The following is a 13,469-nucleotide window of genomic DNA, read 5'->3' on the forward strand; positions in this document are numbered from 1 at the left end:
ATGAGCAGGCAATATGATGCGATCATAGTCGGCGGTGGCCATAACGGCCTGGTCTGCGGTGCCTACTTGGCGCGCGCCGGCGTCAAGGTCTGCGTACTGGAGCGCCGGTCCATGGCCGGCGGCGCGGCTGTGACCGAAGAGGTCTGGCCCGGCTACCGGGTCTCGACCGCATCTTATGTGATGGGGTTGATGCAGCCGAAGGTCATCCTCGATCTGGAACTGCAAAAATACGGCTTCGAGGTGATCCCGGCCGCGCCCATCACCTTCCCGCTGGCCGACGGCGCCTATTTCACCATGTGGGGGGATCCGGATAAGTTTCAGGCCGAAATCGCACGGTTCTCGGCCAGGGATGCGGCCGCCTATCCGGCTTATCGCGCGCATATGCTGAAGCTTGCGCCATTCATGAAACAACTCATCTTCGAAATTCCGGTCGATCCCGGCAGCGGCAAGTTCGGCGACGTCAGGCGTCTGGCCGCATTCGCCTGGCGGTTCCGCAAGGTCGGCGCCCAGTTCTACGATATCTACAATCTGCTGACGCTCAGCGCCTACGACTATCTCAGCCGCTGGTTCGAATCCGACGAGGTCAAGCTCGTCATGGGCTTCTTCGCTGGCGGCGGCGGGGCGAATTCCAGCCTCAAGACACCTGGCTCGGCCTATATGCTGGCGCGCGGCATCGTACGCGACAATACCACTGCCGCCGGCCCGTCGGGCTTCATGAAGGGTGGCATGGGGGCAATCTCCGAGGCTATCCGCCTTTCCGGGGAGGCACATGGCATGGAGGTGCGCACGGACGCGGAAGTGGCCGAGATCCTCACCACCAACGGCGCTGCACGCGGCGTGCGCCTCGCATCCGGCGAAGAGATCGGCGCCAAGATCGTCATCGCCAATGCGAACGCAAAAACGACCTTCCTCAAGCTGGTCGATGGAAAGGGACTGCCCGAAGGATTCCTGCGCGACATTCGTTCGATCCGCTGTGAATCGACGGTTTTCCGCGTCAATCTGGCTCTGGACGGCCTGCCCGATTGCCCATCCTTCCGGCCCGAGATCACCGGTTTCCACTATCCGATCCAACTGACCATCGCGCCAAGCATCGATTATATGGAAGACGCCCATGCCCAGTCCCGCCGCGGCCAGATGTCGGACAACCCGTTCCTGATCATCAAGGTGCCGACGCTCGCCGATCCGTCCATGGCGCCCGAAGGCAAGCATGTGCTGAGCATTTTCGGCGGTCATGCGCCCTATACTCTGCGTGAGGGCACCTGGGACGAGCGGCGTGACGAGCTCTATGCCAATGTGCTTCGCATTCTGGAGGGCTATTTCCCCAATATCCGCAAGCACATCCTGCATTCCCAAGTGCTGACGCCGCTCGACCTCGAGCGAATTTTTGACCTGCCGAATGGCCATGTCCATCATGGCGAGATCAGCGCTGACCAGATGTTCTTCCGCCGCCCGGCAGCGCAGTTCGGCGATTATCGCAGCCCGATCGCCCGGCTCTATCAATGCGGCGCGTCCACCCATCCCGGCGGCGGCGTCACCGGGATGCCGGGCTACAATGCCGCGAGGGTGATCCTTGGCGACAGAAAACGTTGGGCATGACCATGCTGATCGATTTTTCCAGCCGCCCGCCGGCACCGGGTTTCAATGCAGCGGCGCCGCATCTACAGAACTACCGGCGCATCTATGCCGCCAGCGAGACACGCTCGGCAGAGACCGGCGCGACGGCCGATCTCGACGCCTATCTTTCCCTCTACGAAGAGATTGGCGCCCGGCATGTGGTGCTCAAGGCCCGCGACGTCGAGACCACCTTCGGCTTCAAGATCGCCAATGAAACCGTCGCCGATTTCTGCAAGGCCCAAGGTCCACGCTATCTCGGGTTTGCCGGTGTCGATCCGCACAAGGGTGCTGCGGCGGTGGCAGAATTCGACCATGCCATTCGCACGCTCGGATTGTGCGGGCTCAACATCCAGTGTTTCGAACTGAAGCTTCGGCCCAACGACCCGCTGCTGTTTCCCCTCTATGAGAAGGCACTTGAACTGGACGTGCCGGTCAACATCCATTGCGGCATCAATTTCTCGACCGCAACGCCGATGTCTTACGGGCGGCCCGAATATATCGACGAAGTCATGGTGGCCTTTCCCGGACTCAGAGTCTGCGCCTCACCGCCTGGCTGGCCCTGGGTAACGGAACTGATCGGCGTCTGCTGGCGACATCCGACGCTCCATATCGGTGTGCTCGCCGTGCGGCCGAAACTGCTGGCCAAGCCGCATTCCGGCTACGAACCGCTGTTGCAATACGGACGCAGCATCCTCAAGGACAAGATCATCTTCGGATCCAGCTTCCCGATGATGTCGCCGGTCGATGCCATTGCGGAAATCGACGCACTTGGCTTGGATGTCGCCACCCGGCAGAAATGGCTGCATGACAACGCCGCCCGGTTCCTTAAACTTGACAGTGTAGGCTGAGACGATCGTCGCAAGACATGCGACTGATTGACATTCTTCTGCCTCCGCCACAAGTAGGGGCGGGAATCTTTGCGGCAACCGCTGCAATTTTGGATCGCCTTATACACGTCACCATCGGATCTACTGCACTATGGCTCGCAACGCGCTGGGAAAAACAAAGTCACGCAGCACCCAGTCTTCCACCCGCGAAGATCAGGTCGCCGAGCGTCGCCGCAGCCTGCTTGATGCAGCCGTGGCGGTGATCGCCCAAAAGGGGCTGATCGGCACGACGATCAACAGCATCGCGACGGAAGTCGAGTGTAGTTATGGCGTCGTATCGTTCCACTTCAATTCGAAGGAGGGCATCATTCTGGCCGCCCTCGATTACCTCGTCGACGATTACGACCACACGCTGATGCGCGAGACGGACAAGCCCGCCGACCGCCTGAAGAACATGATGGAGAGTGACTTCTCCGGCAAGGTGGCCAGCGCGCGGCGCATTGCCGTGTGGGCCGCTTTCTGGGCGGAGTCGGTCCGGGTCCCAACCTACCGGGAGCGCTGCGCCGAGGTGAAGGCCCGTTATGTGGCCGTCGTCAAATCCGATATCGAAACGCTGGCCGAGGCACGCGGTCTAACGGTGGACGCACTGCAGATTTCCCAATCGCTCAATGCAATGATCGATGGCTTCTGGATCGCCAATCTCGTCAATGGCACAACCGGCGTGGCAGGCCAGACGGTGGCAAAGCAAGCCTGCCTGGCCTATTTGCGCGGCATCTTTCCCGACGATTTCTGATCACAGAGGCCCAACGCGCAATTTGCTGCGATCGGCGAGCCTCACGATGTCCATCGGCGCCGGGTCGACCGGCGGCGTGTCGTTGCGGACCAGAGCGGCCATCAACTTGCCCGCGCCCGGTCCCATTCCGAAACCGTGGCCGGAGAAGCCGGTGATGAGGTGGGCGCCGGCCACGGCGAGCTTCGAGACCACCGGAATGGCGTCCGGCGTCACGTCAATGCTACCAGCCCAGCGCTCCTCCACAGCAGTGTCCCGGAATGCCGGGAAATCCTGCGCCAGCGCCTCGAGCACATGATTTGTCAGCGGCGCATCCGGTGCCGGATCGAGCAATCTGAATTCCGGATGCATCTTGAAAATATTGCGCCATTCGTTGAGCGAATGGCCGGTTGGTTGCAAGCGGATCCAATGTCCGTGCGCCCGCAGGGCCGGCAGGAAATCCGATAGGAACCGGAAACTGTCCGGCGTCAGTTCGGCCCGAATCCGGCCGCCACCGCCGACCGTATAGCCGCCGTCGAGTCGCTTCCTGATCGCGTAGAGACCGGCGCGCAGCGTAAGTTCGGGCAATCCGGAAAGCGGCGCTGTCCGAAAAACGGTTTCATTGACGATCAGTTGCGGCATGCGCACGCCGATCATCCGGCAGAGCTTGGTGCTCCAGGCCCCCGCCGCGATGACGACCGCCTTGCAATCGATCCGGCCCTGCGACGTCTGGACGCCCGATATGGCGCCGCCACTGGTCTCGATATCGAGCACAGTGCAGTGGCGAAGGATTTCCGCGCCGCTGTCGACCGCGGCCTCGGCAATGGCCGGTGCGGCCAGTTTCGGCTCTGCGCGTCCGTCGTTGCGCGAGATCAGGCCACCCGTCCACTGTCGCGTGGCACCCGGTGTGAGCGCTGCGCATTCTGCCGGAGTCAGCATGTCGACCGGCTGGCCAGTGGCCTGCGCATCGGCAAAGGCCGCCAGAAGCCGCGTCATATCCGCTTCGTTGCGGGCCAGTGTAGCAATTCCGGAGAGGCGAAAGCCGGTGTCGCGGCCGATCGTCTCGTTCATCGAACGCCAGAGGTCGAGGCTCATCAGCCGCAGTTCAAGCTCGCGCGGATCGCGGCCGAAAGACCAGCACCAACCCCAGTTTCGGCCGGACTGTTCCTTGCCGATCTCGCCTTTTTCGCAGAGGATCGTGCTGACGCCATCTCTCGCCAGCCACAGCGCCGTGCAGACCCCGGCAATACCGCCGCCGATGATGACGACGTCGGCTTTTTTCCGCATCTCGTTATGGCTTGACGAGGATAGCACGGCATGTCTCCAAAATGGCAGTGGCGCGGCCGGGTCAGGCCACCGCCTTGAACCCGCTCAAAACGTTGACGGCGTTGACGCCGATTTCCTCGACCGCATAGCCGCCCTCCATCACGAAAACTGTGGGCAGCGAGAGCCCGCCGATCGCCTGGCCGATACGGGTGAAATCGTCACTGACCAGCTTGAAGTGGGAAATCGGATCGCCGCCGAACGTATCGACGCCGAGCGAGACCACCAGCGCCTCTGTTCCATGAGCGGCAATACGACCGAGCCCCGTCGCCAGCGCCGCCCCGTACCCGGTATACTCCGTGCCCCACGGCAGCGGCAAATTGAGGTTGAAATCGGCGCCGGCGCCCTCGCCTGTTTCTTCCGCATATCCGCTGTAATAGGGATATTCGACCTGCGGATCGGCGTGAATCGATACAGTCAGCACGTCTGCCCGATCATAGAAAATATCCTGGGTGCCGTTGCCGTGGTGATAGTCGATATCCAGCACAGCGACCTTGCCATAGCCGCGGTCGCGGAAAGCCTGCGCTGCCGCCGCCGCATTGTTGAGGAAACAATAGCCGCCGAAATAATCGCGGCCGGCATGATGGCCGGGCGGACGGCAGAGCGCGAAGGCGGCGTGATCGCCACCGGCGACGATATCGACCGCCGTTACGGCGGCATCCACCGCCGCCTTGGCGGCCGTCCATGTCCCGGCCATGATCGGACTCGACATGTCGATGCAGAAACGGCCGAGCTCGGCCCCCGGACGCTTTGTGGCGCGACGCGACGCGCGCGGCGGCGGCCAGGCATTGGGAAAAGCGTCGATTTCGCCGTTTTCTGCCGACCACGCTTGCCATGCCGTCGACAGAAACGTGACGAATTCCGCATCATGCACCTTGCCGACCGTCTCCAGGCCGTAGTCGCCGATGCCGACAACCGGGCCGAGCGCCACCGCTCGCACTCTTTCGAGAACGAGTTCGACGCGGCGCGGCATTTCAAAACTCGCAACACGCTTGCCGCGGATATATTCGGCTTCTGCGTGTTGCAAGCCATGCAGATCTGAGTAGACGGTTTTCATCATGATCCCGTTGCAATCGTGGTAACGAAGCGCGTCAAAGAGCCGGGCGGCTTGCTGCATCGGCAAACCAGCCGCCGACCGCCGTTTCGAAGGCCAGCCCGGCGCGGAAAACGTCGGCGTCGCAATAGGTCTTGCCGACGATCTGGATACCGGTCGGCACGCCGTTCTCCGCGTGGCCCGAGGGAACGCTGAGCACCGGGCAACGGCTTAGCATGTTGAAAGGATAGGTCATGATCCAGCCATGGCGAGGATCGACGGTCTTGCCGTTGATGGTCAGGCCGTCGACCGGCTGGTAGTCCGCCTTGACGGCCGGCAGTGCCAAGGTCGGGCAGACGAACACGTCGAATTCTTCCATCATCGGCCCGAACGTCGAATACATCTCGCCAGCGGTATAGAGCGACGCCAGGAAATCTTGCGCCGTTACCGACTGCGACGCCTGGGCAAATGCGCGGCTGTATTCGGTCAGCTTTTCGGCACGCTCGTCGAGATATTCCGCCACCCAGGCCCCGAATATGGTGCGAAGATAATCGTCGGCAGCCTTTTCGCTCTTCTTGGTCCAGCCAAGATCGACTTCCACGACTTCGGCGCCAAGCGATCGGAAGATATCCAGCGCTGCGAGCGTGTTGCGACGTACGTCCCCATCGACTTCGTAATAGCCGAGGTCAAGCGAATAGGCGATCCTCCAGCCCGATACGCCGCCGCGATCTATGGGCAGTTCCAGTTTCGGCTTGAGCGAGACGATGTCCTTGGGATGCGGCCCACACATGACGTTCTGCATCAGCAGGCAATCTTCGACGCTGCGCGCCATCGGCCCCGGATGATTGTAGAAATCTAGGTTGAAAGGCGGCGTCGCGGGGTTGCGCCCGTAAGGCGGCTTGTAGCCGACCAGGCCGCAGGCCGAGGCCGGGATGCGGATCGAGCCACCGATATCGGAGCCGGTCGCAAGCGCCGCCATGCCGGCAGCCAGCACTGCACCCGAGCCGCCCGACGAGCCGCCCGGCGTATAATCGAGGTTCCAGGGATTGCGGGTCACGCCCCACAGGCGCGAATGCGTGAAGCCCTCCGAGGAAAATTCCGGCGTCGTCGTGCGGCCATGGACGACAACGCCTGCGTCGAGCAACCTTTGCACCACCGGCGTCGTGGATGTCGCGACATTGTCTTTGTAGATCAGCGAGCCAAAGGTGGTGACCTTGCCTTCGATATTGTTCTCGTCCTTGATGCCCGTCGGCAGGCCTTCGAGGGGCCGGAGATCGCCGGCATCCGCCGCATATCTTGCTTCCGCCTTGCGCGCTTCAGACAGCGCTTCCTCGGCATAGAGCGCCGTGAAGCCGTTGACGGTATCCTTGATCTCTTCCGCCCGTGCGAGATAGGCCTGCAGTAATTCGACCGGCGACAATGTACGGTCCTTGAACCGACGAAGCGCCTCTGAGGCAGTGAGATAGCAGATGTTGAGATCGGACATCAAAATCCCCGGCGATGAAATGGAATGGATCGAACACGGGCAGTAAGCAAAAAAATGATTGATCGGTCAATCAAAATTTTATTGACAGCCGCGTTTCTCGATTCTAGCCTTTTTCCCAAGGCGGCACTGACGACCGCCATCCGAAAAATCGCATGGTTTCTGCCGGCGCGTAAGTCGGCCAATAAAGGGGAACTGAAAATGTCGGATGCACGTATTCGTGAAATGAACTTCTGGGCTGATCGTTATCGCAATGGCGGTATCTCTCGGCGCGAATTTCTTGGTCGGGCTTCGGCCCTCGCAGCAGTGTCGGCCGCCGGACTCGGCTTCAATCCGGCGACGCTTCTCGCGTCGGAACCCAAGCAAGGCGGCTATGCGCGCTTCGGCATGTCGGATGCCTCGCAGCAGGACACACTCGACCCCGGCACATGGCCTACCAGCTTCGCCGAGGCGGCGTTCAACGGCTCGCTGTGCAACAACCTCACCGAGATCGCGGCGGACGGCAGCATCGTCGGCGACCTCGCCGAAAGCTTCGAGCCGGCCGATGGTGCCAAAAAATGGATCTTCAAGATCCGCAACGGCATCACCTTCCACGACGGCAAGAGCCTGACGATAAAGGACATTCAGGAGGCGTTCCACTATCATATGGGCGACAAGTCGACATCCGGCGCAAAGTCGCTGCTGTCGCAGGTGGAATCGATCGACGCCGATGGCCCGAACACCATCATCTTCAACCTCAAATCCGGCACGGCCGACTTCCCCTACCTGGTTGCCGACTTTCATCTGTCGATCATGCCGGCGAAGGAAGAAGGCGGAATCGACTGGCAGCGCGGCGTGGGCACAGGCAGCTTCATCCTCGAGAATTTCGAGCCGGGTTCGTCGGTCAAGATGAAGCGCAATCCGAACTACCACAAGAACAACAAGCCCTATTTCGATGAAGTCGAATTCATTGCCATCATGGACCAGACGGCGCGGCTCAATGCCTTCCTCACCGGCGAAGTCGACTTCAGCGGCGATATCGATGTCCGCAACATGGCGCTGATCGATCGCAACCCGGAACTTGAGATCCTGCGCATCCCGAGCCTGCGCCATTTCACCTTCGACATGGACACCACGGCCAAGCCCTTCGACAATCTCGATGTCCGGCTTGCCATGAAATATGCGCTCGATCGCGACGACATCCTGCGCAAGGTCTTCCTGAATGAAGCCAAGAAAGGTAACGACACGCCGGTCGCCTCGGCCATGCCGTTCTTCAAGGATCCGACGCCACAGTTCGACTATAATATCGAAAAGGCCAAGGAACATCTCGCCAAAGCGGGTCTGAAGACTCTCGACGTCGACCTGTCGGTGTCCGAAGCCGCCTTCCCGGGCGCGACAGAGTCGGCGGTGCTCTACAAGGAGCACGCTGCAAAGGCCGGCATCAACATCAATATCATCCGCGAGGCAGACGACGGCTACTGGGAAAACGTCTGGCTGAAGAAGCCTTTCAACGGCTGTGACTGGTACGGCCGCGCCACCTGCGACTGGCTGTTTTCGACTGCCTATGCCGCCGACGCCTCCTGGAACAACACACACTGGAACAATCCGCGTTTCAACGAGCTGCTTGTTGCCGCCCGCTCGGAGACGGACAATGACAAGCGTGCGGCGCAATATGGCGAAATGCAACAGCTGCTGCACGATGACGGCGGCGTGATCACCGTTGCCTTTGTCAACTGGGTCTACGGCCTGAACAAGAAGATCGCCCACGGACCGGTCAGCGGCATCTTCCCCTGCGATAACCTGCGCATGACCGAGCGCTGGTGGATGGCCTGATGCCTTCGCCCGGCCGCCCGGCTCTACTTCGGAGGTGACAGGCGGCCGGATTTTACATTGAATGAGAATAGCCGCACCCACGCGGCGTGACCGCCCCCGATCTCTCGTCGTCATCAGGGACGGTCACCATTCTCATCCAGCCATAACGGAACATCGGTTTGGTTTCGAATTCGCATCCCATTCTCGGCATGATTCTGCAGCGGCTCGCCCTCGGGCTGTTGAGCCTGCTGATCGTGTCGATCGTCATCTTCACGGCCGTCAGCATGCTTCCGGGTGACTTCGCCAGCGCCGTTTTGGGACGGTCGGCGACACCCGAAACCGTCGCCGCCTTCCAGCAGAACCTTGGTCTGGACCAACCGTGGCCGCGGCGTTACTTCCAGTGGCTCGCTGGCGCGCTGATCGGCGACTTCGGCAACTCCTTCAGCAACCGGCCGGTCAGCGCCGTCATCGGCTCCCGGCTGTTCAACACGCTGAAGCTGGCGGCCTTGACCGCGATGATTGCCGTACCGATTGCGGTATTCCTCGGCACGATCTGCGCACGCTACCGCAACAAGCCGATCGACCGGTTCCTGAGCGCCATCACGCTCGCCTCGATCTCGCTGCCGGAATTCTTCATCGCCTATGTATTGATGCTGTTCCTAGCCACCAAACTGCACATCTTCCCGACGTTGTCGAGCATTCGGGGAAGCATGGACATGTTGGAACAACTGCACCGCATGGCCCTGCCGGTTCTGACGCTGATGTTCGTGACCCTCGCTCACATGATGCGCAATACCCGAGCCGCGCTGATCGGCATCATGTCGCATCCCTATATCGAGATGGCCCGGCTGAAGGGCGAGCCGGAAATGCGCATCATCTTGCGCCATGCGCTGCCCAACGCGATCGGACCTATTGCCAGCGTCATCGCCATCAATCTCGCCTATCTGATTGCGGGCGTGGTGGTCGTTGAAGTGGTGTTCGTCTATCCGGGTATCGGCCAGACAATGGTCGACGCTGTCCGCAATCGCGACGTGCCCGTGGTACAGGCCTGCGCCCTGATCTTCGCTGCAAACTATATCATTCTCAATCTCGTTGCCGACCTTGTTTCCATCGTCAGCAATCCGAGACTGCTCCATCCGAGATGAGGCGATGATGTCCGAATCCAGCCTTTCCGCTTCGCCCGCATCTGCACCGGATCGCAATATGGTCCAACAGATCATCCATGCCTTAAGACAGGCACCGGTAACCGCGCTGACCGGCTTGGTCATCGTCGGCATCTATGTCGTCGCTGCCGTCTTCGCGCCCTGGATCGCACCCTATGGCGAATACGAGGTCGTCTCCGACATTCCATTTGCGCCCTGGAGCGAAGCCAACCTTTTGGGCACCGATCAGCTGGGGCGAGATTTCCTTACCCGAATTATTTACGGTGCCCGCAACTCCATCGGCATCGCCTTCGTAACGACCTTGCTCGCCTTCGCAATCGGCGGCTTCTTCGGGATCATGGCCGCAGCGCTCAGGGGCTGGGTCGACCAGGTTTTTAGCCGTCTCGTCGACGCGGTAATGTCGATCCCCGATCTCATCTTCACCCTTCTCCTGCTGGCAATCTTCGGCTCGTCGGTGCTGAACCTGATCCTGATCATCGCCGTTCTGGATTCGACCCGTATCTTCCGCATTTCCCGGGCATCCGCCATGAATGTGGTGACACTTGATTATGTCGAGGCGTCCACCGCGCGTGGCGAAGGTCTGTACTGGAGGATCGTGCACGAAATCCTGCCTAACATTCTACCGATTCTGATCTCGGAATTCGGCATGCGCTTCTGCTTCGTCTTCCTGGTCATCGCCGCGCTGTCCTTCCTCGGGGTCGGGCTACAGCCACCCATGGCCGAATGGGGATCGATGGTGCGTGACAATGCGGTGCTGATCAATTCCGGCGACATCACGCCACTGATCCCCGCCAGCGCGATCGCGCTGCTGACCGTCGGCGTCAATTTCGTCGCCGACTGGCTGTTGAGCAAATCGAGCGGACTGTCCAATGAAGAGTGAGCCCCAATCGCCCCCCATCGTCCTGTCAGTCACCGATCTCAGGATCGAGGCAAAGGCCAACGACGGTTGGATCGAGATCGTCAAGGGCGTGAACTTGACCTTGCGCCGCGGCGAGGTGCTGGGTCTGGTCGGCGAGTCCGGCGCCGGCAAGTCGACGATCGGCCTGGCCGCTCTCGGCTATTTCCGCCCGGGATGCCGTCGGACCCGCGGCAGCGTGCGTTTCGGCGAAACCGACGTGCTCGGGCTCACGGAAGCGAAACGCCGCACATTGCGCGGTACCCAGGTCGCCTATGTTGCGCAAAGCGCGGCCGCGTCCTTTAACCCCGCCAAGCGACTGATGGACCAGATCGTGGAAGCGGCGGTGACGCGCGGCGGCATGCAGCGCGCCGTGGCCGAGCAACGCGCCGTGGCGTTATTCCGATCCCTGCAACTGCCAAATCCCGAAATATTCGGCAAACGCTATCCGCATCAGGTCTCCGGCGGCCAGTTGCAGCGTGCGATGACGGCCATGGCGATGATCTGCCAGCCGGATCTGATCGTGTTCGACGAACCGACCACCGCGCTGGACGTGACGACACAGGTTGAAGTGCTGGTGTCGATCCGCCGGGCGATCAAGGAACATGGCGCAGCGGTGCTCTATATTTCTCACGACCTGGCAATCGTGGCGCAGATGGCCGATCGCGTCATGGTGCTGCGCTACGGAGAGGCCGTCGAGGAAGCGCCGATCCGCCAGATCATGGAGGCGCCGAGCCACCCTTACACCAAGTCGCTCTGGGCGGTTCGCAGCCTGCAGACGCCCGCAAAACCCGAACTCGAGCCGCTGCTTGAAGTCGAGGGCATATCGGCTGCCTATGGCAGGTTCAAGGCGCTGGAGGACATCGATTTTTCGATCGGCAAGCGCCAGACTCTGGCCGTGGTCGGCGAGTCCGGGTCGGGCAAATCGACGCTCGGCCGGTTGATCGCCGGCCTGATGCCGCCGGTCAAAGGCACAGTCAAGCTCGACGGCAAGTCTCTGCCGACGCTCGTGCGCCAGCGCGACAAAGACATGCTACGCCGGATCCAAATCATCTACCAATCGGCCGACACTGCGCTCAATCCGCGTCATACGATCCGCAAGATTCTCGGCAGGCCATTGACATTCTTCCAGAGCCTGCGCGGCGCGGCGCGTGAACAGCGTGTCATCGAGCTGCTGAAGATGGTGGAACTCGATCCGGGTTATGCGGGTCGCTATCCGGCCCAGCTTTCAGGCGGCCAACGACAGCGCGTAGCGATCGCCCGTGCGCTGGCCGCCAATCCCGACCTGATCATCTGCGACGAAATCACCTCGGCTCTCGACCAGCTCGTCCAGGCCGGCATTCTGCAGATGTTGGCGGACCTGCAGCAGCGGCTCGGCGTATCCTACCTGTTCATCACGCACGACCTGGAGATCGTCCGTGCAATCGCCGACCGCGTCATCGTCATGAGCCAGGGGCGCATCGTCGACCAGGGCTCGCGGGCCGAAGTGCTCTCGCCGCCTTATCCCGACTACACCAAGCTGCTGCTCGATTCAGTGCCGGAAATGGCGCCCGACTGGCTCGACCGCCTGTTGACGAAACGCAGTTCCGCCGTGAATTGACGCATCGCAGCAAGAGGGGCGAGTGCTGCCTGGCCCATACCGCCTGACGGATGAAACATAAACGATGGATATCCTGATTGAACTGAGGTCAGCACGGGCGCGAAGGGATTGCTGCCCGGTAAGGACAGTGATCCCGGACGTTCCGCCTACGACAATCGTCTCTTCCTTGAGGCGATCCTCTGGAAGGTCCGGGTCGGCGCGCCGTGGCGCGATCTGCCGGATGAGTTCGGTCCATGGAACTCGGTGTTCAAGCGGTTCCGCCGACGGGCGAAGAAAGGCGTGTTCGAACGGATTTTCAATGCCTTGTCTGGCGAACCGGATTTCGAATACGCGATGATCGACGCCACGATCATTCGCGTTCATCAGCACGGGATGGGAGCAAAAGGGGGGCTTGCCATCAGGCCATCGGGCGCTCACGCGGCGGACTGACGACAAAGATCAGCGCGCGTGGAATGAGAGATATGGCGTTCCACGCGACGGGCGACGCGAGCAACGGCACGGCGTTTGCGATCACATCCGAAGACGTTTCTCGACCTCATGCTCCCGGAACGCCACAATACAGAGACGGAAATCCACGATATGGTATCGCCGTCCTGAGGTCGTGCTGGGAAGGATTGGGATGAATCGAGCCCAAGCGGGCGACACGCTCCCGGAGCTGCCGGCGACTATCCTGTTGCGCGAGATTGTTCCCGTGCCGAAGCCAATCCCCGGGCAATGTTCTCCGACACCAGCAGGGCATGTTCGGTCACCTGGGGCAATCCCATCAGCTCGCCGAAGGTCCCGCGCGCCAGCGGGCCGGCGATGAAAAGCGTTTCGGCGGCCTCTCCACTCGTGCCGACGGCGCGGCTGTCGTCATCGACCGCAAGGCCGAGGCCGACTGTTGATTTCCACCCAGAAGTGAGCCGGGTAGGCGTCTAATTTCCACTGAGAATTGAGCCATGTGAACCTTTCCCCAAAGCGGTGAGCGGCGG

The 13,469-nt window shown here is 61.2% G+C and carries 10 protein-coding genes and 2 pseudogenes; 8 read left to right on the plus strand and 4 right to left on the minus strand.

Going from position 1 to position 13,469, the window contains the following annotated elements; all coding sequences use genetic code 11:
* The 3 genes from DY251_RS19755 to DY251_RS19765 all read left to right on the plus strand — a co-directional run bounded on the left by DY251_RS19755 (position 1) and on the right by DY251_RS19765 (position 3,234).
* On the plus strand, positions 1-1,596 hold the full coding sequence (locus tag DY251_RS19755) for a phytoene desaturase family protein (RefSeq protein WP_109459825.1): 1,596 nt from the start codon (positions 1-3) through the stop codon (positions 1,594-1,596).
* Complete coding sequence (locus DY251_RS19760; protein WP_245416054.1) at positions 1,593-2,462, plus strand: amidohydrolase family protein; 870 nt, start codon at positions 1,593-1,595, stop codon at positions 2,460-2,462. The genes DY251_RS19755 and DY251_RS19760 overlap by 4 nt, the downstream gene beginning before the upstream one ends.
* A gap of 130 nt (positions 2,463-2,592) precedes the next feature.
* Complete coding sequence (locus DY251_RS19765; protein ID WP_116625628.1) at positions 2,593-3,234, plus strand: TetR family transcriptional regulator C-terminal domain-containing protein; 642 nt, start codon at positions 2,593-2,595, stop codon at positions 3,232-3,234.
* On the opposite strand, the gene DY251_RS19770 is transcribed toward DY251_RS19765, so the two are convergent.
* The 3 genes from DY251_RS19770 to DY251_RS19780 form a co-directional block, all read right to left on the minus strand.
* Entirely contained in the window at positions 3,235-4,497 is a 1,263-nt protein-coding gene (locus tag DY251_RS19770) for an NAD(P)/FAD-dependent oxidoreductase (protein WP_109459823.1), read from the minus strand.
* 61 nt (positions 4,498-4,558) lie between these two features.
* Entirely contained in the window at positions 4,559-5,650 is a 1,092-nt protein-coding gene (locus DY251_RS19775) for a histone deacetylase family protein (protein ID WP_281004485.1), read from the minus strand.
* The gene (locus DY251_RS19780) at positions 5,625-7,052 is read right to left on the minus strand and encodes an amidase (protein WP_109459822.1); all 1,428 of its coding nucleotides are present in this window, start codon (positions 7,050-7,052) and stop codon (positions 5,625-5,627) included. Before DY251_RS19780 ends, DY251_RS19775 begins: the two co-directional genes overlap by 26 nt.
* 24 nt (positions 7,053-7,076) lie before the next feature.
* Here DY251_RS19780 and DY251_RS19785 point away from each other — a divergent pair, with 24 nt between their 5' ends.
* The 5 genes and pseudogenes from DY251_RS19785 to DY251_RS19805 all read left to right on the plus strand — a co-directional run.
* Positions 7,077-8,861 (plus strand): ABC transporter substrate-binding protein, encoded by a 1,785-nt coding sequence (locus tag DY251_RS19785; RefSeq protein WP_199498889.1) that lies wholly within the window; start codon positions 7,077-7,079, stop codon positions 8,859-8,861.
* 188 nt (positions 8,862-9,049) lie between these two features.
* Complete coding sequence (locus DY251_RS19790) at positions 9,050-9,985, plus strand: ABC transporter permease (protein WP_109459984.1); 936 nt, start codon at positions 9,050-9,052, stop codon at positions 9,983-9,985.
* Between the two features lie 58 nt (positions 9,986-10,043).
* Positions 10,044-10,883, plus strand: coding sequence for an ABC transporter permease (locus DY251_RS19795; protein WP_245416055.1), 840 nt, complete (start codon positions 10,044-10,046; stop codon positions 10,881-10,883).
* The gene (locus tag DY251_RS19800; protein WP_109459821.1) at positions 10,873-12,498 is read left to right on the plus strand and encodes an ABC transporter ATP-binding protein; all 1,626 of its coding nucleotides are present in this window, start codon (positions 10,873-10,875) and stop codon (positions 12,496-12,498) included. The genes DY251_RS19795 and DY251_RS19800 overlap by 11 nt, the downstream gene beginning before the upstream one ends.
* Positions 12,499-12,606: 108 nt before the next feature.
* Positions 12,607-12,944 (plus strand): annotated as a pseudogene (locus tag DY251_RS19805) (IS5 family transposase); the annotation flags it as partial.
* Positions 12,945-13,163: 219 nt separating this feature from the next.
* Here DY251_RS19805 and DY251_RS21835 read toward each other — a convergent pair.
* Positions 13,164-13,379, minus strand: a pseudogene (locus DY251_RS21835) (FAD/NAD(P)-binding protein); the annotation flags it as partial.
* Positions 13,380-13,469 lie beyond the last annotated feature (90 nt).

This window comes from Mesorhizobium denitrificans (assembly GCF_003403035.1).
Taxonomy (GTDB): domain Bacteria; phylum Pseudomonadota; class Alphaproteobacteria; order Rhizobiales; family Rhizobiaceae; genus Mesorhizobium_G; species Mesorhizobium_G denitrificans.

Coding starts and splice junctions, on each gene's coding strand:
- DY251_RS19765 (WP_116625628.1), top strand. CDS start 2,593: ATGGCTCGCAACGCGCTGGGAAAAACAAAGTCACGCAGCACCCAGTCT.
- DY251_RS19775 (WP_281004485.1), bottom strand. CDS start 5,650: ATGCAGCAAGCCGCCCGGCTCTTTGACGCGCTTCGTTACCACGATTGC.
- DY251_RS19795 (WP_245416055.1), top strand. CDS start 10,044: ATGGTCCAACAGATCATCCATGCCTTAAGACAGGCACCGGTAACCGCG.
- DY251_RS19770 (WP_109459823.1), bottom strand. CDS start 4,497: ATGCGGAAAAAAGCCGACGTCGTCATCATCGGCGGCGGTATTGCCGGG.
- DY251_RS19800 (WP_109459821.1), top strand. CDS start 10,873: ATGAAGAGTGAGCCCCAATCGCCCCCCATCGTCCTGTCAGTCACCGAT.
- DY251_RS19780 (WP_109459822.1), bottom strand. CDS start 7,052: ATGTCCGATCTCAACATCTGCTATCTCACTGCCTCAGAGGCGCTTCGT.
- DY251_RS19785 (WP_199498889.1), top strand. CDS start 7,077: ATGGATCGAACACGGGCAGTAAGCAAAAAAATGATTGATCGGTCAATC.
- DY251_RS19755 (WP_109459825.1), top strand. CDS start 1: ATGAGCAGGCAATATGATGCGATCATAGTCGGCGGTGGCCATAACGGC.
- DY251_RS19760 (WP_245416054.1), top strand. CDS start 1,593: ATGACCATGCTGATCGATTTTTCCAGCCGCCCGCCGGCACCGGGTTTC.
- DY251_RS19790 (WP_109459984.1), top strand. CDS start 9,050: ATGATTCTGCAGCGGCTCGCCCTCGGGCTGTTGAGCCTGCTGATCGTG.